The 20,086-nt window shown below is 71.3% G+C and carries 20 protein-coding genes; 8 read left to right on the top strand and 12 right to left on the bottom strand.

Annotated elements, in window-relative coordinates; translation table 11 throughout:
* Positions 1-30 precede the first annotated feature (30 nt).
* Entirely contained in the window at positions 31-648 is a 618-nt protein-coding gene (locus ACFYYB_RS17530) for a hypothetical protein (RefSeq protein ID WP_389436019.1), read from the top strand.
* A gap of 152 nt (positions 649-800) precedes the next feature.
* Here ACFYYB_RS17530 and ACFYYB_RS17525 read toward each other — a convergent pair whose 3' ends face one another.
* Genes ACFYYB_RS17525 through ACFYYB_RS17515 form a run of 3 tightly spaced genes read right to left on the bottom strand, consistent with a single transcriptional unit; the run spans position 801 to position 1,563 of the window.
* On the bottom strand, positions 801-1,106 hold the full coding sequence (locus ACFYYB_RS17525; protein WP_389436018.1) for a hypothetical protein: 306 nt from the start codon (positions 1,104-1,106) through the stop codon (positions 801-803).
* On the bottom strand, positions 1,103-1,336 hold the full coding sequence (locus tag ACFYYB_RS17520) for a hypothetical protein (protein ID WP_389436017.1): 234 nt from the start codon (positions 1,334-1,336) through the stop codon (positions 1,103-1,105). The genes ACFYYB_RS17525 and ACFYYB_RS17520 overlap by 4 nt, the downstream gene beginning before the upstream one ends.
* Positions 1,333-1,563: a hypothetical protein gene (locus ACFYYB_RS17515; RefSeq protein ID WP_389436016.1), complete on the bottom strand. Its 231-nt coding sequence runs from the start codon at positions 1,561-1,563 to the stop codon at positions 1,333-1,335. Before ACFYYB_RS17515 ends, ACFYYB_RS17520 begins: the two co-directional genes overlap by 4 nt.
* A 115-nt stretch (positions 1,564-1,678) precedes the next feature.
* Between ACFYYB_RS17515 and ACFYYB_RS17510 the strand changes: the two genes are divergently transcribed.
* Positions 1,679-2,515: a Scr1 family TA system antitoxin-like transcriptional regulator gene (locus ACFYYB_RS17510; protein WP_389436236.1), complete on the top strand. Its 837-nt coding sequence runs from the start codon at positions 1,679-1,681 to the stop codon at positions 2,513-2,515.
* The gene (locus ACFYYB_RS17505; protein ID WP_389436015.1) at positions 2,512-2,706 is read left to right on the top strand and encodes a DUF397 domain-containing protein; all 195 of its coding nucleotides are present in this window, start codon (positions 2,512-2,514) and stop codon (positions 2,704-2,706) included. The genes ACFYYB_RS17510 and ACFYYB_RS17505 overlap by 4 nt, the downstream gene beginning before the upstream one ends.
* A 45-nt stretch (positions 2,707-2,751) precedes the next feature.
* Here ACFYYB_RS17505 and ACFYYB_RS17500 read toward each other — a convergent pair whose 3' ends face one another.
* Together ACFYYB_RS17500 and ACFYYB_RS17495 are read right to left on the bottom strand one after the other, a co-directional pair.
* Positions 2,752-4,758 (bottom strand): CocE/NonD family hydrolase, encoded by a 2,007-nt coding sequence (locus tag ACFYYB_RS17500; protein ID WP_389436014.1) that lies wholly within the window; start codon positions 4,756-4,758, stop codon positions 2,752-2,754.
* Positions 4,759-4,869: 111 nt separating this feature from the next.
* Entirely contained in the window at positions 4,870-6,387 is a 1,518-nt protein-coding gene (locus tag ACFYYB_RS17495) for a peptide MFS transporter (protein WP_389436013.1), read from the bottom strand.
* A 201-nt stretch (positions 6,388-6,588) separates the two neighbouring features.
* On the opposite strand from ACFYYB_RS17495, the gene ACFYYB_RS17490 reads away from it, so the two are divergent.
* From ACFYYB_RS17490 to ACFYYB_RS17475, 4 genes are all read left to right on the top strand, one after another.
* Positions 6,589-7,599, top strand: coding sequence for a polyprenyl synthetase family protein (locus ACFYYB_RS17490; protein WP_389436012.1), 1,011 nt, complete (start codon positions 6,589-6,591; stop codon positions 7,597-7,599).
* Between the two features lie 269 nt (positions 7,600-7,868).
* Entirely contained in the window at positions 7,869-9,107 is a 1,239-nt protein-coding gene (locus ACFYYB_RS17485; RefSeq protein WP_389436011.1) for an outer membrane lipoprotein carrier protein LolA, read from the top strand.
* 115 nt (positions 9,108-9,222) lie between these two features.
* Entirely contained in the window at positions 9,223-9,426 is a 204-nt protein-coding gene (locus ACFYYB_RS17480) for a ribbon-helix-helix domain-containing protein (protein ID WP_239516343.1), read from the top strand.
* Positions 9,423-9,839 carry a hypothetical protein gene (locus tag ACFYYB_RS17475; protein WP_385380657.1) on the top strand — a complete coding sequence of 139 codons (417 nt, stop codon included), beginning with the start codon at positions 9,423-9,425 and terminating at the stop codon, positions 9,837-9,839. The genes ACFYYB_RS17480 and ACFYYB_RS17475 overlap by 4 nt, the downstream gene beginning before the upstream one ends.
* On the opposite strand, the gene ACFYYB_RS17470 is transcribed toward ACFYYB_RS17475, so the two are convergent.
* Entirely contained in the window at positions 9,813-10,232 is a 420-nt protein-coding gene (locus tag ACFYYB_RS17470; RefSeq protein WP_389436010.1) for a hypothetical protein, read from the bottom strand. The two genes, ACFYYB_RS17475 and ACFYYB_RS17470, sit on opposite strands and share 27 nt — an antisense overlap.
* Before the next feature lie 80 nt (positions 10,233-10,312).
* Positions 10,313-11,629: a M28 family metallopeptidase gene (locus tag ACFYYB_RS17465; RefSeq protein WP_389436009.1), complete on the bottom strand. Its 1,317-nt coding sequence runs from the start codon at positions 11,627-11,629 to the stop codon at positions 10,313-10,315.
* 192 nt (positions 11,630-11,821) lie between these two features.
* Between ACFYYB_RS17465 and ACFYYB_RS17460 the strand changes: the two genes are divergently transcribed.
* A complete protein-coding gene (locus ACFYYB_RS17460; protein ID WP_389436008.1) occupies positions 11,822-12,220 on the top strand; it encodes a DUF6193 family natural product biosynthesis protein in 399 nt (132 codons plus the stop codon).
* 104 nt (positions 12,221-12,324) lie between these two features.
* Here ACFYYB_RS17460 and rarD read toward each other — a convergent pair whose 3' ends face one another.
* The 5 genes from rarD to ACFYYB_RS17435 all read right to left on the bottom strand — a co-directional run bounded on the left by rarD (position 12,325) and on the right by ACFYYB_RS17435 (position 19,055).
* A complete protein-coding gene (gene rarD / locus ACFYYB_RS17455; RefSeq protein ID WP_389436007.1) occupies positions 12,325-13,296 on the bottom strand; it encodes an EamA family transporter RarD in 972 nt (323 codons plus the stop codon).
* 184 nt (positions 13,297-13,480) lie between these two features.
* Positions 13,481-14,548: a 2-oxoacid:ferredoxin oxidoreductase subunit beta gene (locus ACFYYB_RS17450; RefSeq protein ID WP_389436006.1), complete on the bottom strand. Its 1,068-nt coding sequence runs from the start codon at positions 14,546-14,548 to the stop codon at positions 13,481-13,483.
* A complete protein-coding gene (locus ACFYYB_RS17445; protein WP_389436005.1) occupies positions 14,541-16,559 on the bottom strand; it encodes a 2-oxoacid:acceptor oxidoreductase subunit alpha in 2,019 nt (672 codons plus the stop codon). Before ACFYYB_RS17445 ends, ACFYYB_RS17450 begins: the two co-directional genes overlap by 8 nt.
* A gap of 144 nt (positions 16,560-16,703) precedes the next feature.
* Positions 16,704-17,363 carry a response regulator gene (locus tag ACFYYB_RS17440; protein ID WP_389436235.1) on the bottom strand — a complete coding sequence of 220 codons (660 nt, stop codon included), beginning with the start codon at positions 17,361-17,363 and terminating at the stop codon, positions 16,704-16,706.
* A 330-nt stretch (positions 17,364-17,693) separates the two neighbouring features.
* Positions 17,694-19,055, bottom strand: coding sequence for a sensor histidine kinase (locus ACFYYB_RS17435; protein WP_389436004.1), 1,362 nt, complete (start codon positions 19,053-19,055; stop codon positions 17,694-17,696).
* Between the last annotated feature and the right edge of the window lie 1,031 nt (positions 19,056-20,086).

Below are 20,086 nucleotides of genomic sequence, written 5' to 3'. Positions count from 1 at the left end.
GGCGGTCGGCCGTTGCTAGGGTGCGCGTCGATGGGCATCCAAGAGCGCGACCGCAAGGTGTACCGACCCCTGCGCAGGGCCGGCCTCCAGGTGATCCCGGACGCGGTGCCGGCGGGCGCGATGCCGTACGTCGTCGGATACCGCGAAGAGGATGTGACGGGCAGCTTCTCGCACCGCTACGACACCCCGCGGCTGGTCGAACGGCTCAACGCCGACTGGTACGACCTCGCGGAGTCCTCGGGGTTGTTCGACGATCGGCGCGAGTTCCTCCTACAGCTCCCGCAGGGCACCCGTTCGCACCGGGCAGCCCTGCACCACATGCACTTCGGCAACGGGTCGGCGCCCTCGCTCTGGACCCGGGTCCGGCTCCTCGACCGCTGGGACGTCATGGGCCGGGGCGCCGAGTCGGCGTTCCTCGGCGTGCACTCGGGTCACCCGGGCTTCGCGATGATGGCCCTGGACAGCAGCGTCTACATCAGCTGCTCGACGGGTGAGATGGGCATCGACGTGCTCGCCGTGGGCCGCCCGGACCGCTCGGAGAGCGTCCTGCACCACCTGGAACAATGGGCGCGCAACGCCTCCCCCTACGCCGACCGTGAGTCCACGCAGCGCATCGCCGCCTGGCTCGCCGGCCGGCCGGGCCCCTGACGACGCCCCGGCACTGGACACGTTCCGGACGGTGCGGTCACGATGGCCCGCCCTGAGCGAGTCCGCTCCGGGACACTCGCGGGAATCGGCCGAACCCGCCCCGTGCGTACCGTCGCTCCGCGCCGGGGGTCGCTCGCAGCGGTGGGACGTCATCAACGGCTTGTGATCTGCCAGGTGTGGCCGCCCGGGTGGGTGAGGTACTGCCCGCAGCCTTCGCCGCGGGCGGTCGCCGGGCAGTCGGGGAGGGTGAGGACCGCGTCCCCGGGCCAGCGGGCCCAGAGCGCGGTCCCGGGGTTCGGGCCCTCGTGGAGCACGTCCATGTGCGGGCCGGTGTGCCGCTCCAGGGAGCACCGCAGCTCCGGTCCGGCGTCGAGTATCCGGCGGAGTGCCGGCAGCCGTGCCAGCGCGTCGAGGTGTACGGCGGACAGCGCCCCGGAGGCACCGCACGCGCCGGTCACGTGATCCCGCCCCGGGCAGCCGCGAACGCCAGGCAGCCGGTCCAGGCGACCGCCCCCAGCGTCACGGCCACAGCAGCGGCTTCGTCGGCCGTACGGGCTTCCAGCAGCCCGCGCAGGGCCCGTACGGCGGCCCGCCGCGCCAGGGCCGCGTCCAGCCGCGCGCGGAACCGGGCCCGGCGGGCGGGGGCCGACTCGATCCGCCGCGGCTCCGCGAGCGGGCCCCCGCTCACAGCAGCCCCTCCGCGCTGCGCGCGTTGCGCCGGGCGGTCTCCGCGCGGAGCCGCTCCATCGGGTCGGCGGGCCGCACGTCCCGAGGCTCCGCCTCCCACTCCGGCCCGCCCCGCACGGGCCGCAGCGCCCAGTAGGGGCCGGCGAGCCCCCGGAACTCCCCGACCCGGTCGTCGCGGCTCGTGTCCACCACCAGGGTTCCGGGGGCGGGAGCAGGGGGAATGGGCATTCCACACATGGCCGTTCCTCTCCGTAGTGGATTCACTACTCGGTGAGTTCAGCGTGGCGCGGCCGTGGGGACAGTTCAACTTGCCAGTACGGAACGGAAAGTTGGTCACGAGGCTGTGAATCGCAAGGAGTTGAACCCCGAGGCGGGTCCCGAAGCGGCGTTCGGGGCGCGTCTGCGCAGCTCACGGGAGGAGCGCGGCTGGACGCAGGAAGGCCTTGGGGAGCGGATGGGCTTCTCTGCCACGCACATCTCGGCGGTGGAAACCGGGCGCAAGATTTCGACTCTGCGCTTCGCGCGGAGTGCGGACCTGGTCTTCGGCATTGCGGGAACAGAAGACACGTTCGAGCGTCAATGGCGTGAGGTCCGGCACGGGGTCCTGCTGGAGGGATTTCCCGAGTTCCTCGGCTACGAGAGCCGGGCCGTGGAGATCCGGCTCTACGAGGTGGGCGTCATACCGGGTCTGCTCCAGACGCCCGAGTACGCGACGGTCCTCGCCGAGAGCGGGGTCAAGCGGGGCGCCAGCACCCCCGAGCAGGCGGCCGAGCGCGTCACGATCGTCGCGGACCGGCAGGCCGTGCTGGTGCGGACCCCTCCGCCGCTGATCCTCGCGGTGCTCGACGAGAGCTGCATCCGGCGGCCCCTCGGCGGACCCGGCGTCATGAGGGACCAGTTCACGCGGCTGCTCGAATTCGCGGAGCTTCCGAACACCGTGCTCCAGATCGCACCGTTTGCGATGGGGGAGCTGAGGCCGTTCAACCTGCCCGTCACCGTGCTGACGCTGCCGGACCGCTCGATCATGTCCTACGCCGAATCCGCCCAACGGGGCCATCTGGAGCGGGAGAACAACTCGGTGGTGCCCATGCTGACGGCCTACCATCAGCTCCAGGCCGAGGCATGCACCCAGGCGGCATCTGTGGCCATGATCGATCAGCTACGAAAGGGCACCTCGTGACGACCGAATCCCCCCGCTGGTTCACTTCTTCCTACAGCGACAACGGCGGTCAGTGCGTCGAGGTAGCCACCAACCTCGTCGCCTCGCGCGGTGTCGTACCGGTCCGCGACTCCAAGCTCCAGGCGAGCCCCGTGCTGGACGTCTCCGCCGCCGCCTTCGCGGCCTTCGTGGACGGCGTCAAGGCCGTCTGACCGTCGGGCCGGGCCCCGGGCGGCTAGCCCCGGGGCCCGACCCGGCTACCCCGCCGCGCGGGGCAGGCGGCGCTCCCACGTGCGGTGGAAGAGGACCTCGTCGCCCTCGCGGCACACCACCTCGTTCGACGTCAGGAAGCCGCCCTCGTCGCACGAGATCTCCGAGCGGGTCACCACCGAGACGTCCCAGCCCAGCTCCGGGCGGTGCAGGCGGACCGTCCAGGTGGAGTGGGTCCGGGCCGACAAGGGGTCCGCCTCCTGGATCTCGTAGATCTCCAGCGCGTCCTCGCTGAACTCCAGCCCGTCGGGGTAGACACGCGTGCCGCCGTAGCGCGGGTCCACCTCCAGGCGCCACAGGCCGCGCGCGACGTCCCGTACGACCAGCCGTTCCGGGCGAGGGGCGTCGAGGGTCTCCGGGTAGGAGACGCCCAGCGGTTCCGACTGCTCGGGAGCCTCGAAGAGGATCGGTTCCGCGTCGGAGGACGGGTCACGGATGGGGAGTTCCACCGCGCTGCCCGCGGGGTCCAGGGTCCAGCCCGCCTCCGAGCCGGCGCGGGGCCAGATCCACGGCCAGTAGGCCGAGGAGAGGGCGACGCGGATCCGGTGGCCGGGCGGGAAGGAGTGGCCGATGCCGTTCAGCTCGAAGGCCACGTCCTCGTACGAGCCCACCGGCCACGGCACCGCCTTGTCCCGGCCCTGGCGTGCGGAGAGGTTCAGCGCGCCCCGCGTGACCAGGGTCGAGGAGCCGTCCGGGGCCACGTCGCAGAGGCGGGCCACGACCTGGCCGTACGGGACGTCCATGCGCAGGCGGAGGCGGACCACCGGGCGGCCCAGGATCTCCACCGGGTCGGAGCCGTCCGCGACGGGGAACTCGAAGCAGGCCGACTTCGCGTCCTCCTCGCGCTGGTCCGGCGGCAGGTCGGCGTCGTTGCCGAAGGGGAAGAAGCGGCCGGCGTCCAGGCCCGTGTGCTGCGGGGAGGCCACGACGACGGGCGCGCCCTGGAAGGCGTAGGTGACGGGGTCCACGTTCGGCGAGGGCCAGGACGGGTCGCCGACCCAGCGGCCCGGCAGCGTCGGGTAGGTGGTCGCCGGCGGGTGCGACTCGGAGATCCAGGAGCGGAGCAGGGGTTCGGACATGACGCCGGTGTCCTTGCCCTTGAGCCAGTGGTCCCACCAGCGCAGGGTCTCCTGGAGGAAGCCGATCGCGGGGCCCGGGGGCAGTCCCCGGTCGGGGTACTGGTGCGACCAGGGGCCGATCAGGCCGCGGACCCGGTCGGCGGGCAGGGCCGAGACCAGGCGGAGCACCGTGTCGCGGTACGGGTCGTGCCAGCCGCCGACGGCCAGGACGGCCGCGCCGATCGCGCCGTAGTCCTCGCAGACGGAGCCGTGGCGCCAGTACGCGTCGCGGGTCTGGTGGGAGAGCCAGGTGTGGACGAGGGGTTCGACGGCGCCCAGGCGCGACAGCCACTGGTCGCGCCAGCCCTCGCCCGCGTAGAGCGGGTCCGGCGGGCGGGAGGCGAAGGCGAGCATGGTCGCGGCCCATGCGTGCATGTCGACGGCGAGGACGGAGCCGCCCATGTAGTGCACGTCGTTGTCGAAGCGGTCGTCCGTGGAGCAGACGGTGACCACGGCCTTCAACGCCTCGGGGGCGAGCGCCGCGATCTGGAGGCTGTTGAAGCCGCCCCAGGAGATCCCGAACATGCCCACGGACCCCGTGCACCAGGGCTGGGCGGCCAGCCACTCCACGACCGCGACGCCGTCGGCGAGTTCCTGGGCGTCGTACTCGTCGCCCGGGTTCCCGCCGCTGTTGCCGTGGCCGCGCACGTCGACCCGTACGGAGGCGTAGCCGTGGCCCGCGTACCAGGGGTGGCGCTGCCAGTCGCGCGGGGCGGTCCAGTCGGTGAGGCGGTACGGGAGGTACTCCAGCAGCGCCGGGACGGGCTCGTCGGTGACCGGCCGCCAGATGCGGGCGTACAGCTCGGTGCCGTCCGGGAGGGGGATCCGGACGTCCTCGTGGGTGGTCCCGTAGGGGAAATCGGTACGGATGATCATCGGAGCTCTCTCGCCCATCTCCTCGGGAGGGTCAGTGGACAACCGCGGTCAGCGAACAAGGCGAACAAGGCGAACAAGGCAGACAAGGCGGATGAGGCCAACAAGGGACGGTCAGTGCACCGGGTGCATCGTGCGCTTGAGCCACGGGGCGGCCGCGATCACCGCGAGCCCCACCGCCACCGCGATGGCGCCGTTGACGCCGAAGTAGGCGGGGTTGGAGACCTGGCCGTAGAGCTTGACCACCTGCGCCTGGATGCCGTTGGCCAGGGCGAGGGAGAGGAACCACAGGGCCATGGTCTGGCTGGCGAAGGCCTTGGGTGCGAGCTTCGTGGTGGCCGACATGCCGGAGGTCTCGAGGAGGACGTCGCCGAGTCCGAGCAGCAGGTAGGAGCCGATGATCCACCAGGCGGCCATTTTGTACGTGTCGCCCGAGTGCCCCGAGGTCGGGATGACCATCAGGAGGAAGGACAGGCCGCCCAGGATCACGCCGATGGCGATCTTGTTGGAGGCGTGCGGCTGCTTGTGCCCCATCCGGACCCACAGCGCGGCGACGACCGGCGCCAGCAGCACCTCGAACGCGCCGAGCGCCGAGGCGTACCAGCCGGCCGGGAAGGTGAAGCCGAGGATCTCGGTGCGGGCGTTCGTCGAGGCGAGCAGCATCATCGTCGAGTACGCCTGGAAGAGGATGAAATTGAAGGCCACCGAGGCCAGGAAGAGCACGACGTACGGGCGCAGGCGCCCCCGTTCGGCGGCCGTCACCCGGTCGCTGCGGAACATGACGGCGAAGTAGACGATCGGCGCGATCACCGAGATCAGGGTGAGCAGGTCGACGAACCGGTCCATCGTCAGCCAGCCCAGTACCGCCAGAAGGGTGGCGAGGGCGGCGAAGACGAGGATTCCGGCAATGATCTTGATCACGGCCGCGCGCATCGCGTCGGGCGCCAGGGCGAACTCGGCGGAGTGCTTGCGCCCCGCCAGGTGGCGGCGGCCGGCCACGTACTGGATCAGGCCCGCGGTCATGCCGATCGCGGCGGCCGAGAAGCCCCAGTGCCAGCCCTCGTGCTCACCGAGCCAGGCGGTGATCAGGGGGCCGGCGAAGGCGCCGATGTTGATGCCCATGTAGTAGAGGGCGAAGCCGGCGTCGCGCCGGTCGTCGTCCGTCTTGTAGAGCTTGCCGACCATGCTGGCCACGTTCGGCTTCAGCAGGCCGGTGCCGGCGCTGATCAGGCCGAGGCCCACCCAGGTCATGGCGGCGGTCGGCACGGCCATGGCGTAATGGCCGCAGGCGATCAGGATGCCGCCCCAGAGCACGGCGCGGTACGAACCGAGGATCCGGTCGGCGAGCCACCCGCCGGCGACGGAGACGAGGTAGACCATGGTCCCGTAGGCCGCCGAGACGGAGGCCGCGGTGCCCGGGTTCATCCCCAGGCCGCCGTTGGCCACCGCGTCCGCGAAGTAGAGGACGAGGATGGCCTGCATGCCCAGGAACGAGAAGCGCTCCCAGACCTCCAGCCCGGAGAGCGTGGCCAGGCCCCTGGGGTGCCCGAGGAAGGCGTGGTCGTCGCCGGGCGGCGGCTGGTCGGCCTCCGGGTCGGACGAGTCGTCTATATCGGTAGCAGTTCTGGACAAAACGCATTCTCCGGTTGTTTCGGCTGCTCTAGAACATACCGGGGCGCATGGGGCGCCGCCCGGCCGGTAGGGTGCCCGTGGCCGGGCGGGCGCCCTGGGTGATCGAAAACAGACCGGATACGCTGGCTTGAGTGATGGCAGCGACACATCGACAATCCGTGTGATCGTCAAGGTGATCGTCAGCAGACAGGAGTACCCCTCGTGACCGTCGTCGGGCCGTTCGGACTGAGCGTGCGGGACCAGGCTCTTGAGACCGATGTCCAGGCCGGACTGGCCGCCGTCGAGGCGGGTCTGCTGGAAGCCACCAAGAGCGAAGTCCCCTTCATCACCGAGGCCGCGCAGCACCTGGTCCGCGCCGGCGGCAAGCGGTTCCGGCCGCTCCTGGTGATGCTGGCCTCCCGGTTCGGCGATCCCTACGCACCCGGGATCGTCCCCTCCGCCGTGGTCGTGGAGCTCACCCACCTGGCGACGCTCTACCACGACGACGTCATGGACGAGGCGGACGTGCGCCGCGGCGTGGAGAGCTCCAACGCCCGCTGGGGCAACTCCGTGGCCGTCCTGACGGGTGACTTCCTGTTCGCCCGCGCCTCGCACATCCTGGCGGACCTCGGCCCCGAGGCCGTACGGGTCCAGGCCGAGGCGTTCGAGCGCCTGGTGACGGGCCAGATCCTGGAGACCGCGGGCCCGCGCGACGGCCGCGACCCGGTCGAGCACTACCTGGACGTCATGGCCGGCAAGACCAGCTCGCTGGTTGCCGTCTCCTGCCGCTTCGGCGCGATGATGTCCGGCGCCGACGAGATGTTCGTCGACGTCCTCACCCAGTACGGGGAGCGCCTCGGCCTCGCTTTCCAGCTCGCCGACGACGTCCTCGACATCGCCTCCGACTCGCACGAGTCCGGCAAGACCCCCGGCACCGACCTGCGCGAGGGCATCCCGACGCTGCCGGTCCTGCGGCTGCGGGAGATGGCGGCCCAGGGCGGCGACCCCGACGACCTGGAGCTCGTACGGCTCCTGGACGGCGATCTGACGGACGACGCCCGGCACGCCGACGTGCTCGCCCGGCTGCGGGTCCACCCGGCCCTGGAGCAGGCCCGCAAGGACACCGTGCGGTACGCCGAGGAGGCGCGGGCCACGCTGGCCCCGCTGCCCGAGTGCTTCGCGAAGTCGGCGCTGGTGGAGCTGTGCGACGCCGTGGTCCACCGCGCGGGCTGACCGGCGGGACGCGCACACCGGAGATCAGGGGCGAGGGCCCGGCGACCCCTACGGGTGGGGGAGGCCGGGCCCTCGTCATGTCATCCCTGGGGCGTACGCACACTTGGCTCCGGGGGCTGACGCCCCGACCCCCTCTTCTTTGGTCAGATAGAGGCACATCCCCACCAGATCGGGTGAGAGTGGCGGCGAGGGGTGGACGTGGTCGCGGTTGTCGGCCACATCAAGACGGGTAGGTCGCCGCCGTACACACAGAGGTAGGGCAGACAGACATGGGAACGAACGCAAAGACCCGCAAGGCCGCTCGGTACGCCGTACCGGTCGCGGTGTTCGGTGTGGTCGCCGGCACGATCGCGATGGTCCCGGCCTTCGCGAACGCCGGTGGACCGGACCTTCCGAAGGTCACGGCCCAGCAGCTCATCGAGAAGATCGCGGCCTCGGACGTGCAGCAGCTGTCCGGCAGCGCCAAGATCAGCACGGACCTGGGGCTGCCGAGCCTTCCGGCCGGCCTGCTGGGCGGCGGTGGCGGCGTGACCGGCGGCTCCGCGGACCCGCAGGACAAGCTCGCCCAGCTGGCGAGCGGCACCCACACCTTCCGCGTGGCCGCCGACGGCCCCGACCGCCAGAAGCTCACCTTCGTGGACGGCAAGGACGAGTACACCCTCGTCCACAACGGCGACGACGTCTGGGGATACGACTCCAAGTCGAAGGAGGCCTTCCACGAGAAGGCCCCCACCGACAGGACGGACGCCGGCAAGAGCGCCGAGCGCAAGGCCGGCGACGGCCTCCCGGCCTCTCCGCAGGAGATCGCCCAGGAGGTCCTGAAGGCCGCCGGACCCACCACCGGCATCACCGTCGGCGACACGGCCCAGGTGGCCGGCCGCGACGCCTACCAGCTGGTCCTGAAGCCGAAGGGGACCGGTTCGACGGTCGCCTCGGTGAAGATCGCGGTGGACGCGAAGAACGGCGTGCCGCTGCGCGTGCAGGTCCTCTCCACCGACGGCGGCAAGCCGATCGTGGACGCCGGCTTCACGAAGGTGGACTTCTCCAAGCCCTCCGCCGACACCTTCGCCTTCACCCCGCCCAAGGACGCCAAGGTGACCGAGGGCGCGGCCGGCGAGCACGGCAAGGGCAAGGGCGAGGGCAAGGGCGCCGACAAGGGCCTGGACGCGCTCGAAGCCATCCCCGGCCTGGGCGGCCTGACCGGCGGCGCCGACGGCGCCAAGGGCGAGCCGAAGGTCCTCGGCGAGGGCTGGACGTCGATCGCCCGGATCGAGACCGGCGCGACCAACACCCTCAAGGGCCTGGACGACGCGGCCAAGGACAAGAACGCGCCCAAGGGTGCCGCCCAGTTCCTCGACTCGCTCGGCGAGAAGGTCTCCGGGAAGTTCGGCGAGGGCCGCGTCCTGAAGACCCGCGTGGTCAACGCGCTGATCACGGACGACGGCAAGGTCTACGTCGGCGCGGTCACCAAGGCCGAGCTGGTCAAGGCGGCCGACGCCAACAAGTAGCCGACGCCGGCACGGGGTCGATAGAGGCACCCAAGGGTGGGCGGGGACTGTGTCCCTGCCCACCCTTGTGCCGTTCCGGCCCTGCGTACAGCAGCCCCGCTGTACCGTGAAAAGCATGTCGAGACACGTCACCATCCGCCTGGAAGAAGAGTTCCACGAACGCCTAAAGGCGCGAGCGGCGGCCCTGGGCACGACGGTCACCGCGCTGATCACCGAAGTCACGGAACGCGAGCTCGACGAGGACCGGAAGAACTTCCTGTCCGGGATAGAGGAGTTCGCCGACCACTGGGGCTACTTCCAGGAGCGGTTCGGGCATTGAAGATCACCATGGAGTGGGCCTGGACAGCCCTGGCTCACCATCTCCCGTCCGATCCCGCCGTGTGGGATCCCTCCGGAGTGGCCGCCGCCGTGGCCCGGCACCAGAACGACCTCGTCCTGGTCCCCGAGCAGCCCGCCCCGGACACCGCGTGGCGGGCCGCGGCGTTTCTGCACACGCTCGCGGTGTGCCCGGCGCTCGAATCCCCGATGAACGAGTTCTACGCCGCCGCCGCCACCCGCTCGTACCTGCGGGTCGCCGGGGCCAAGCAGTTGCCGTCGCCGGAGGAACTCGGCGATCTGGTGGAGGCCGCGAAGCTGGGGCACGCCGACGTCGCCGCGGTCGCGGAGGAACTGCGGGCCCGGATCCAGGAGCCGCTGTCGGCCTCGCTACGGGGCCTCGCGCAGGACACGTAGGACACGCAGCACCATCGGGGCCTCGTCCGGGTGCAGCCGCAGCTCGGTGGCCCCGTCCGCGGAGCGGAACGCGACGCTGGTCCCGTCGGCGGAGGCGGCCTCCAGGGGCGGGAACTCCGCCGCGCGCGCGGCGCCCGTACGCCCCTTCGCGCGCCAGCGGACCGGCCCGCCCGGCCCGGCCGACCCGCCGGGCGGCAGCTCCAGCAGGCCTTCGGCCCAGGTTCCCCCGGTCAGTTCGCGGTCGCGCAGATCGCAGGGGACGAGGACCGCGCGGCCCTGCGCGTGGTCCGCCAGTCGAGCCCGCCGCCGGCGCCCCTGTACGAGCGGTACGGGGTTGAGGGCCGCGAGGGACTGGGCGAGCAGGGTGAACAGTGCAGCGAGGAGCTCCGGCATGATCCGATCAGATCACACCGGAGCTCCAAAGGACTAGACCAATTGGGGGGTTGGTCCGGCTGGTCGGCCCGGCCGGTCCCCTAGAAGGTGATCTTCCAGCTGTTGATGTAGCCGACGTCCTGCGCGGCCGCGTCCTTGACCCGGAGGTTCCAGACGCCGTTGGCGACCTCGGAGGAGGCGTTGACCGTGACGGACTTGATGATGTTGTCCGCGCTGCCGCCGGTGCGGTTGTGCAGGTTGTACAGGGTGCCGTCGGGGGCGACGAGGTCGACCACGAGGTCACCGATGTACGGGTGGACGATGTTCACGTCGACCTTGGTGGTGGCCGGCGCGTTGCCCGTGACGCCCGAGACCGTGATCGGCGAGTTCACCGCGGCGGCGGGGGAGTCCGGGATGTTCACGTCGGCGGTGTTCTCGAAGGACGGGCCCGGCGGGACCGGGGTGGACGCCCCGAGGTTCCAGATCGCGTAGGCGATGGCGTCGGAGTTGCGGTCCAGGGCGGTGTCGTTGATGTTCGCCGTGGTGTCGCAGGAGGAGTGGTAGCACCGGTCGAAGGCCTGACCGGAGGTGCCGCCCCACTTCGTGGCCTGGGCCGCCGTCTTGGTGTAGTCGGCGCCCGAGAACAGGCCGCCGACCGGGATCCCGGCGCTCTTGAACGGCGCGTGGTCGGACCGGCCGTCGCCCTCGGTCTCGATCTCCGTGGAGACGCCGATGCCCGCGTAGTAGTTCTTGAAGGTCTGCTCGATGGTCGGGTCGTCGTCGTAGACGAAGTAGCCCGGGTTCGGCGAGCCGATCATGTCGAAGTTCAGGTAGCCGGAGATCTTCGACTTCTCCGCGGCCGGCAGGTTGTTGACGTAGTACTTCGAGCCGATCATGCCCAGCTCCTCCGCGCCCCACCAGCCGAAGCGCAGGTGCTTCGTGGGCTGGAGCTGCGCGCGGGAGACGGCGAGCGCCGTCTCCAGGATGCCGGCCGAGCCGGACCCGTTGTCGTTGATGCCGGGGCCGGCGTTGACCGAGTCCAGGTGCGAGCCGGACATCAGGACCGAGTTGGGGTCGCCGCCCGGCCAGTCGGCGATCAGGTTGTAGCCGGTGGCGCCGCTGGAGGTGAAGGTCTGCAGGGTGGTCGTGAAACCGGCCGCGTCCAGCTTGGCCTTCACGTAGTCGATCGAGGCCTTGTAGCCGGCCTTGCCGTGGGCGCGGTTGCCGCCGTTGGCGGTGGCTATGGACTGCAGCTGCGTCAAGTGCGCCTTGACGTTGGCCAGCGGGATGTCGGGCGGCGTGGGCGCGGCGGCGACCGAGGTCGGCGTGGCGAGCGCGGCGGGGGCGGTGGCGGAAAGGAGGCCGGCGACCGCGAGGGCGGTCACGGCGGCCAGACGCCGGGAGACGGACAGGCTCATGTGGGGGCTCCGGGATTCCGTACTGGGGATGTGTGCGGAAACGTGCGGGGTGGAACAAGTGAGCAACGTGCGTCAGTGCGAGCCTGATGGTCAGCGAGGACATGACAGTCCGTCAAGACCTCAATCCGGTCACACCCGTTCGGAAAGCGGACGGAGCGGCCCGTGGGGCCGGGGCGGGAGCACACTGGGGGGATGAACGTGAACGAAGAGACCCGTGCGGCGGTCGTCGAGGCCCAGTGGGCCGGCACGCGGCGGGCCTGGGCGGACAAGCTGGAGCGCCTCGGCTCCGAGGACTGGCGCGCCGGCACCATCGAGGTGCTGGAGGCGGCCTACGAGGACCCGATCCTGCGGCAGCTGTACCCGTACACGAGCCATGGCCACGTGAACTTCAGCAGCACGACCCGCTTCCCCTACGAGGTGGCGGTCCCCTTCGTGATCCCGCTGCCCGACGGACGGTTCCGCGTCATGCGGCGCGATCCCTCCGCGGAGCTCGGCGAGGTGGCCACGGCCGGGGAGGCCGTGACGCTGGTGGTCACGCACGTACCGCCCCGCCTCCGGCTCGCCGCCACGGGGCTGCCGATGGAGGCGTAGGCCGCCCGGGGGCCGGCGGAGCGCGGGCCGCCCGGGTCCGGCGGACACGCGGACGGGCGCGTCCGAAGACGCGCCCGTCGGTGCTGGTGGCCCCGGCTCCGGCCCTACGCGGTCTCGCGCGCCGGGGCCGGGGTCGGGAGCGGGGCCGGGACCGCCGGCGGCATCGGCAGGCCGTCGAGGCGCAGGGCGCGGGAGCGGTGGGCGGTGCGCAGGGCGTCCCAGGTGAGGATCGACAGGGCGACCCAGACCAGGGAGAAACCGGCCCAGCGCGCGGCCGGCATGGCCTCGTGGAAGTACAGGACGCCGAGGCCGAACTGGAAGACCGGGGCCATGTACTGGAGCAGTCCGAGGGTGGACAGCGGGACACGGATCGCGGCGGCGCCGAAGCAGATCAGCGGGATCGCCGTGACCAGCCCGGCCGAAGCCAGGAGGGCGGCGTGGCCCGGGCCCTGCGCGGTGAAGGTGGACTCGCCGCGCGAGCCGAGCCACAGCAGGTAGCCGAGGGCGGGCAGGAACATGATCACGGTCTCGGCCGTCAGCGATTCCAGGCCGCCCATGCCGAGCTGCTTCTTGATCAGCCCGTACAGGGCGAAGGAGAAGGCCAGGATCAGCGAGATCCACGGCGGCCGCCCGTACCCGACGGCGAGGACCAGCACGGCCGCGACGGCGATGCCGACCGCCGCCCACTGCGTGCGGCGCAGGCGCTCGCCGAGCACCAGGACGCCGAGCGCGATGGTGACCAGGGGGTTGATGAAGTAGCCGAGGCTCGCCTCGACGACCGCGCCGTTGTTGACCGACCAGATGTACACGCCCCAGTTCACGGTGACCAGGGCGGCGGCCACCGCCGTGAGGGCGAGCTTGCGCGGCTGGCGCAGCAGCTCGGAGACCCATCCCCAGCGGCGCAGGGCCAGCAGCGCCACGCCGACCACGGCCAGGGACCACACCATGCGGTGGGCGAGGATCTCGATCGCCCCGGCGGGCTGGAGGAGCGGCCAGAAGAGGGGCACGATCCCCCACATCCCGTACGAGGCGAAGCCGTAGAGCAACCCCGTGCGCTGGTCGTTCTGTGCCTTCACGGGACCTCCAGAGCTACTTCAAGCCAACCTGACGACGGTAGCGCCGTACACGCCGAAAGTCATTAGTCTCAGGCGAGATGCTCATGACACCTGGGTGGCGGCCCGGCGGCCGGGACGCGACGAAGCCCGGACCCGCCTCGCGGATCCGGGCTTCGGTGCGCTTCGCCGGGCGCCGTACGGCCGACTAGCCGACGACGGTCCAGGTGTCGTTCCCGCTCAGCAGCGCGCCCAGGTCGCCCTTGCCGCTGCGGTCCACGGCCGTCTCCAGCTGGTCGGCCATGAGCGTGTCGTAGACGGGCCGGCGCACGTTGCGGAAGACCCCGATGGGCGTCTGGTGCAGCGTGTCGGGGTCGGCCAGCCGGGACAGCGCGAACGCGTTGGTCGGGGAGGCCGAGGAGGCGTCGTGGACCAGGATCCGGGACTCGTTCTCCGGGGTCACCGTCACGACCTCCAGGTCACCGGTGGCCACGTTGCGCACGACGCCCTTGGCGTTGTCCACGCCGAAGCGGATCGGCTGCCCGTGCTCCAGGCGGATCACGGCCTCCTGGGCCTGCTCGTGGTCCTTGAGGACCTCGAAGGCGCCGTCGTTGAAGATGTTGCAGTTCTGGTAGATCTCCACCAGCGCCGTGCCCTCGTGGGCTGCCGCCGCGCGCAGCACCTCGGTGAGGTGCTTGCGGTCGGAGTCGACCGTACGGGCCACGAAGGAGGCCTCCGCGCCGATCGCGAGCGAGACCGGGTTGAAGGGGGCGTCCAGCGAGCCCATCGGGGTCGACTTGGTGATCTTGCCGACCTCGGAGGTGGGGGAGTACTGCCCCTTGGTCAGCCCGTAGATCCGGTTGTTGAACAGCAGGATCTTGAGGTTGACGTTGCGCCGCAGGGCGTGGATCAGGTGGTTTCCGCCGATGGAGAGCGCGTCGCCGTCACCGGTGACCACCCAGACCGACAGATCGCGGCGCGAGGTCGCGAGCCCGGTGGCGATGGCCGGGGCGCGGCCGTGGATCGAGTGCATCCCGTACGTGTCCATGTAGTACGGGAAGCGCGAGGAGCAGCCGATGCCCGAGACGAAGACGATGTTCTCCTTCGCCAGTCCCAGCTCCGGCATGAAGCCCTGGACGGCGGAGAGCACCGCGTAGTCGCCGCAGCCGGGGCACCAGCGGACTTCCTGGTCCGACTTGAAGTCCTTCATCGACTGCTTGGCGGCCGCCTTGGGCACCAGCGAGAGCAGGGAGGGGCTGTCGGTCACCTCAGTCATTGATGGCCTCCTTGAGATGGTTGGCGAGCTGCTCGGCCTTGAACGGCATGCCGTTCACCTGGTTGTACGACTGTGCGTCGACCAGGTACTTCGCCCTCAGGAGGGTCGCGAGCTGCCCGAGGTTCATCTCCGGCACCACTACCTTGTCGTAACGCTTCAGGACCTCGCCCAGATTCCTCGGGAACGGGTTGAGGTGGCGCAGGTGGGCCTGCGCGATGGGCAGCCCGGCGAGCCGCAGCCGGCGTACGGCGGCCGTGATCGGCCCGTACGTCGAACCCCAGCCGATCACCAGGGTCCGCGCGCCGTCCGGGTCGTCGACCTCCAGGTCGGGGACGAGGATGCCGTCGATCTTGGCCTGGCGGGTGCGGACCATGAACTCGTGGTTCGCCGGGTCGTACGAGATGTTGCCCGTGCCGTTCTGCTTCTCGATGCCGCCGATCCGGTGCTCCAGCCCCGGCGTGCCCGGGACCGCCCACGGGCGGGCCAGGGTCTGCGGATCGCGCTTGTACGGCCAGAAGACCTCGGTGCCGTCGGCGAGCTCGTGGTTGGGTCCGGCGGCGAACTGGACCTTGAGGTCCGGCAGGTCCGCCACGTCCGGGATCCGCCAGGGCTCGGAGCCGTTGGCGAGGTACCCGTCGGAGAGCAGGAACACCGGGGTCCGGTAGGTCAGCGCGATCCGGGCCGCGTCCAGCGCGGCGTCGAAGCAGTCCGCCGGGGTGCGCGGGGCCACGATCGGCACCGGGGCCTCGCCGTTGCGCCCGTACATGGCCTGGAGCAGGTCGGCCTGCTCCGTCTTGGTCGGCAGGCCGGTCGAGGGGCCGCCGCGCTGGATGTCCACGATCAGCAGCGGCAGCTCCAGGGAGACCGCGAGGCCGATCGTCTCGGACTTCAGCGCCACGCCCGGACCGGAGGTGGTGGTCACGCCGAGCGCGCCCCCGAAGGCCGCGCCCAGCGCCGCGCCGATGCCGGCGATCTCGTCCTCGGCCTGGAAGGTGCGTACGCCGAAGTTCTTGTGCTTCGACAGCTCGTGCAGGATGTCCGAGGCCGGGGTGATCGGGTACGAGCCCAGGTAGATCGGCAGATCGGCCTGCTGGCCGGCCGCGATCAGGCCGTAGGACAGGGCCAGGTTCCCGGAGATGTTGCGGTAGGTGCCGGTCGGGAAGGCGCGGGTGGCCGGGGCCACCTCGTAGGAGACGGCGAAGTCCTCGGTGGTCTCGCCGAAGTTCCAGCCCGCCCGGAAGGCGGCGACGTTCGCCTCCGCGATCTGCGGCTTCTTCGCGAACTTCTGCCGCAGGAACTTCTCGGTGCCCTCGGTGGGCCGGTGGTACATCCAGGACAGCAGCCCGAGCGCGAACATGTTCTTGCTGCGCTCGGCCTCCTTGCGGGAGAGCCCGAACTCCTTCAGCGCCTCGACCGTGAGGGTGGTCAGCGGCACCGGGTGGACGTTGTAGGCGTCCAGGGAGCCGTCTTCCAGCGGGGAGGTCTCGTAGCCGACCTTGGCCATCGGGCGCTTGGTGAACTCGTCGGTGTTGACGATGATCTCCGCGCCGCGCGGCACGTCCGCGATGTTCGCCTTCAGCGCCGCCGGGTTCATCGCCACCAGGACGTTCGGGGCGTCGCCCGGCGTCAGGATGTCGTGGTCGGCGAAGTGCAGCTGGAAGGACGACACACCGGGAAGGGTGCCGGCGGGCGCCCTGATCTCGGCCGGGAAGTTCGGCAGCGTCGAGAGGTCGTTGCCGAAGGAGGCGGTTTCCGAGGTGAAGCGGTCACCGGTGAGCTGCATGCCGTCACCGGAGTCACCCGCGAAGCGGATGATCACCCGATCGAGTCGGCGCACTTCCTTCGACGCGGTGTCGCCCGGGCCCGCGGGGCCCGTGTGGCCCTCGGGGCCCGCGTGGCCGGAATGGCCCGCGGGTTCGCCGTTCGGGCCCGGGGACGTCCGCTGCTCGCCGACGACTGTGCCTTCGGCCCCGTCGGACTGTTCGGCTGGGCTACTGACCTGGCTGGTCACTGAACTGGACCTCCTTCGAGGCGTGAGCACTGCCCAAGGTCCACCCTACGACCGTAGGGATCGCTTTCCCGGGCTGCTCATTTTCTGGACCGCCCCTTCGGCGGTCTGTCCGAATCCGGCCTTACCTGACAGAGTGTCAGTTGATCAAGATCTTAGGTAGGTGAGAACGGCCAGCACGCGCCGGTGATCCCCGTCACTGGGTGACAGGCCCAGCTTCATGAAGATGTTGCTGACGTGCTTCTCCACCGCCCCGTCGCTCACCACCAGCCGCTTGGCCACCGCGGAATTGGTCCGCCCCTCGGCCATCAGCCCGAGCACCTCGCGCTCGCGCGGGGTCAGCCCCGCCAGCACGTCCTGCTTGCGGCTGCGGCCGAGCAGCTGCGCCACGACCTCCGGGTCCAGGGCGGTGCCGCCCCGGGCCACACGGACGACGGCGTCGAGGAACTCGCGCACATCGGCCACCCGGTCCTTCAGCAGGTACCCCACCCCGGTACTGGAGCCGGCCAGCAGCTCGGTGGCGTACTGCTCCTCCACGTACTGGGACAGCACGAGCACACCTATCCCGGGGTGATCGCGCCGCAGCCGCACGGCCGCCCGGATGCCCTCGTCGGTGTGCGTCGGCGGCATCCGCACATCGGCCACCACCACGTCCGGCAGCGCGTTCTCCGCCGCCAGCTCCGCCACCGTCTTGATCAGGGCTTCCGCGTCCCCTACGCCTGCGACGACGTCATGCCCCCGGTCGGTCAGCAACCGGGTCAGGCCCTCACGCAGCAGCACTGAATCCTCGGCGATGACCACCCGCACCCTGTCTTCCACGACTTCGTTGCTCCCGCGTTAGCTCACACCACGTGTTCCCTGACGCAGCCAAGCATCCCAGTCTTGAGCCCGGATGTAGCCGGAGCGCGATCAACGCGCAGCCCCGAACCGGCTGTTTCCGGCCCCGTGAGGCTCCTCGCCGCCCCCGGCCCGGAAAGTCAGGCCTTTGGCCCCCGGGCGCGACGGGACGAAGGGCACGGGGTCGGGGCCGGTCGGGGAGCCGGGGCCGGAGGGCCGGGGGGGGGGGGCATGCGACGGCACGGACACCCACGTACGGGGCATCCGTGCGGTCGTCGGTCGATCGGCAGGGGTACGGGGTCAGACGGCGGTCCGCCAGGGGAGCTCCGCGGTGACGGTCGTGCCGCCACCGGCGGGGGAGTCCACGACCAGCACCCCGTCCACGGCGTCGAGCCGCTCGGCCAGCCCGGCCAGCCCGGCCAGCCCGGATCCGGCGAGGGATCCGGACCCGCCGCCCACCCCCACCCCTACTCCTGCTCCTGCTATTGCTCCGCCCACGCCGTCGTCGGCGACCTGGATCAGCAGCCGCTCGCCGGACTTCCACACGTCGACCCCGGCCGTACGGGCCCTCGCGTGCTTGCTCACGTTCTGCAGCAGCTCCGACACCGTGAAGTACGCGATCCCCTCGATCGCCGCCGCCGGCCGCGAGGGCAGATCCACTGCCACCCGTACGGGCACCGCGCAGCGGGAGGCCACCGAGGACAGCGCCGCGTCCAGCCCCCGGTCGGTCAGGACCGCCGGATGGATGCCGCGGGCCAGGTCCCGCAGCTCCTGCAGGGCGATCTTCACTTCCCCGTGCGCCTCGTCCACCATCCGCGCGGCGGCCCGCGGATCCTGCGCCAGCTTCTCCTTCGCGAGCCCCAGATCCATGGCCAGCGCCGCCAGCCGGGCCTGCGCCCCGTCGTGCAGATCGCGCTCGATGCGCCGCAGGTCCGCCGCGGCGGTGTCGACCATGACGCCCCGGTCCGACTCCAGTTCGCTGACGCGGTTGTCGAGCCGCGACGGCCCGAGCAGCCCGGAGACGAGCACCCGGTCGACGGTGGTCAGGGCGCGGACCACCCAGGGGGTGGCGAGCGTGAGGGCGAGCCCGGTCGCGCAGGTCGCCACGATCGCGAGGGGGGAGTCCAGGTAGAAGCTGTAGGTGTCGCCGTTCTGGAAGAGCTGCAGCCCCGGCTGATCGGTGAACGCCGGGAAGACCCAGAACCAGAGCGGGTAGAGCAGCATGGCCCACCCGTAGGTCCAGAACGTCAGGGCCACGCAGAAGGCGAACACCGCCCACGGGAAGTGGATCAGCGAGTACAGCACGTGCCGCCAGGCGCTCCCGCTCTTGAGCAGCGCCGCCATGCGGGCGATCGCCCCGCCCTTCGCCGGCCGGATCGGAGCCGGCTCGGCGATGTCGTGGCCGAGCAGTCCGCGCACCCGGGCCCGCTCCACGCGCCCGAACCCGCGGCACATGGCCAGCACCCCCGCCAGCACCGGGACTCCGAGGAAGGTGACGAGCAGTCCGGCGCCGAGGCTGACGCCGGTGATGGCGAGCGAGAAGTACAGCGTGCTGAGCGGCAGCCCGAGCATCAGGTACCCGAACTCCCGCCAGGCCCGCCCCTCGAAGGGAGCCCGCACCACCCTGCCGAACGAACTACCGCCCGCTTCACTGCTACCCATGTCGCCGACCCGCCCTTCCTCCACTGTGTCCCCCAACCCTCCCGCGCCCCGCCCCCCCCAAACCATCCGGCAGGTAGGCCTCTCCCCGGGGGGTTAACCCCACCCTTGGCCTGCCCTGCCCTGCCCTGCCCTGGCCTTGGCCTTGGCCTTTGCCCCGGCCCAAGGCCCTGGCCCTGGCCCCGGCCTTGGCCCTGACCTTGACCTTCGCCCTGGCCCAGGCCCAGGCCCAGGCCCAGGCCTTTGCCCCGGCCCCAGGCCCAAGGCCAAGGCCAAGGCCAAGGCCAAGGCCAAGGCCAAGGCCAAGGCCAAGGCCAAGGCCAGGGGCCAGGGCGAAGGTCAAGGTCAGGGCCAAGGCCGAGGCCAGGGGTCAGGGCCAAGGTCAGGGCCAAGGTCAGGGCCAAGGCCAAGGCCAAGGCCAAGGCCAAGGCCAGGGTCAGGGTCAGGGTCAGGGTCAGGGCCAGGGCCAGGCGTGGGGCCGGGGCCAGGGGTGGGCCGGCCTGGGCCTGGCCCGGCCCCGGTGCTGACACTGGTCCAGCACGGCGAGCCGGTTCCCGTCCCCTGGCCCGGCCTTCGCCCCGGTCTCTGGCTCTGACCCCGTTCCCGTTCCCGGTCCCGGTCCCTGGTCCTGGCTCCGGCCCCGGTCTCGTTCCTGTCCCTGGTCCCGGCCCCGGTCTCGTTCCTGGCCCCGGCCCTGGCCCCGGCCCTGGCCCCGGTCCTGGCCCCGGTCCTGGCCCCGGCCCCGGCCCCGGTCCTGGCCCCGGTCCTGGCCCCGTTCCCGGCCCGGCCCGGCCTGGCCACTTGGGGGCGGATCTCGCGTTTGCGGCCGCGGCTATTCGGAGCCGCTGGGGGGAGGCTAGGTCCCCTAACCTCCCCCCTGACGGAGTCTGGGTGGAGGCTGGGTCCCTACCCTCCCCCCCAGACTCCCTCCGGGGTGACCCCGGTTCGCCCGTTCCCTGGGCTCCGCCCAGCCCCGGGCCTCAAACGCAGGCAGGGGCTGGATCGCCCTGAGGACGATCCAGCCCCTGCCCGAC

The sequence above is a fragment of the Streptomyces sp. NPDC002886 genome (assembly GCF_042888445.1).
In the GTDB taxonomy this organism is placed as follows: Bacteria; Actinomycetota; Actinomycetes; order Streptomycetales; family Streptomycetaceae; genus Streptomyces.
Note: the sequence above shows the minus strand (reverse complement) of the source record. Positions and strands in the feature narration are given on the sequence as shown.

Bases quoted from the DNA above. Each gene is read 5' to 3' on its own strand.
- ACFYYB_RS17530 (WP_389436019.1), top strand. From the start codon at position 31: ATGGGCATCCAAGAGCGCGACCGCAAGGTGTACCGACCCCTGCGCAGG.
- ACFYYB_RS17515 (WP_389436016.1), bottom strand. From the start codon at position 1,563: ATGCCCATTCCCCCTGCTCCCGCCCCCGGAACCCTGGTGGTGGACACG.
- ACFYYB_RS17500 (WP_389436014.1), bottom strand. From the start codon at position 4,758: ATGATCATCCGTACCGATTTCCCCTACGGGACCACCCACGAGGACGTC.
- ACFYYB_RS17485 (WP_389436011.1), top strand. From the start codon at position 7,869: ATGGGAACGAACGCAAAGACCCGCAAGGCCGCTCGGTACGCCGTACCG.
- ACFYYB_RS17480 (WP_239516343.1), top strand. From the start codon at position 9,223: ATGTCGAGACACGTCACCATCCGCCTGGAAGAAGAGTTCCACGAACGC.
- ACFYYB_RS17470 (WP_389436010.1), bottom strand. From the start codon at position 10,232: ATGCCGGAGCTCCTCGCTGCACTGTTCACCCTGCTCGCCCAGTCCCTC.
- ACFYYB_RS17465 (WP_389436009.1), bottom strand. From the start codon at position 11,629: ATGAGCCTGTCCGTCTCCCGGCGTCTGGCCGCCGTGACCGCCCTCGCG.
- ACFYYB_RS17460 (WP_389436008.1), top strand. From the start codon at position 11,822: ATGAACGTGAACGAAGAGACCCGTGCGGCGGTCGTCGAGGCCCAGTGG.
- ACFYYB_RS17450 (WP_389436006.1), bottom strand. From the start codon at position 14,548: ATGACTGAGGTGACCGACAGCCCCTCCCTGCTCTCGCTGGTGCCCAAG.
- ACFYYB_RS17435 (WP_389436004.1), bottom strand. From the start codon at position 19,055: ATGGGTAGCAGTGAAGCGGGCGGTAGTTCGTTCGGCAGGGTGGTGCGG.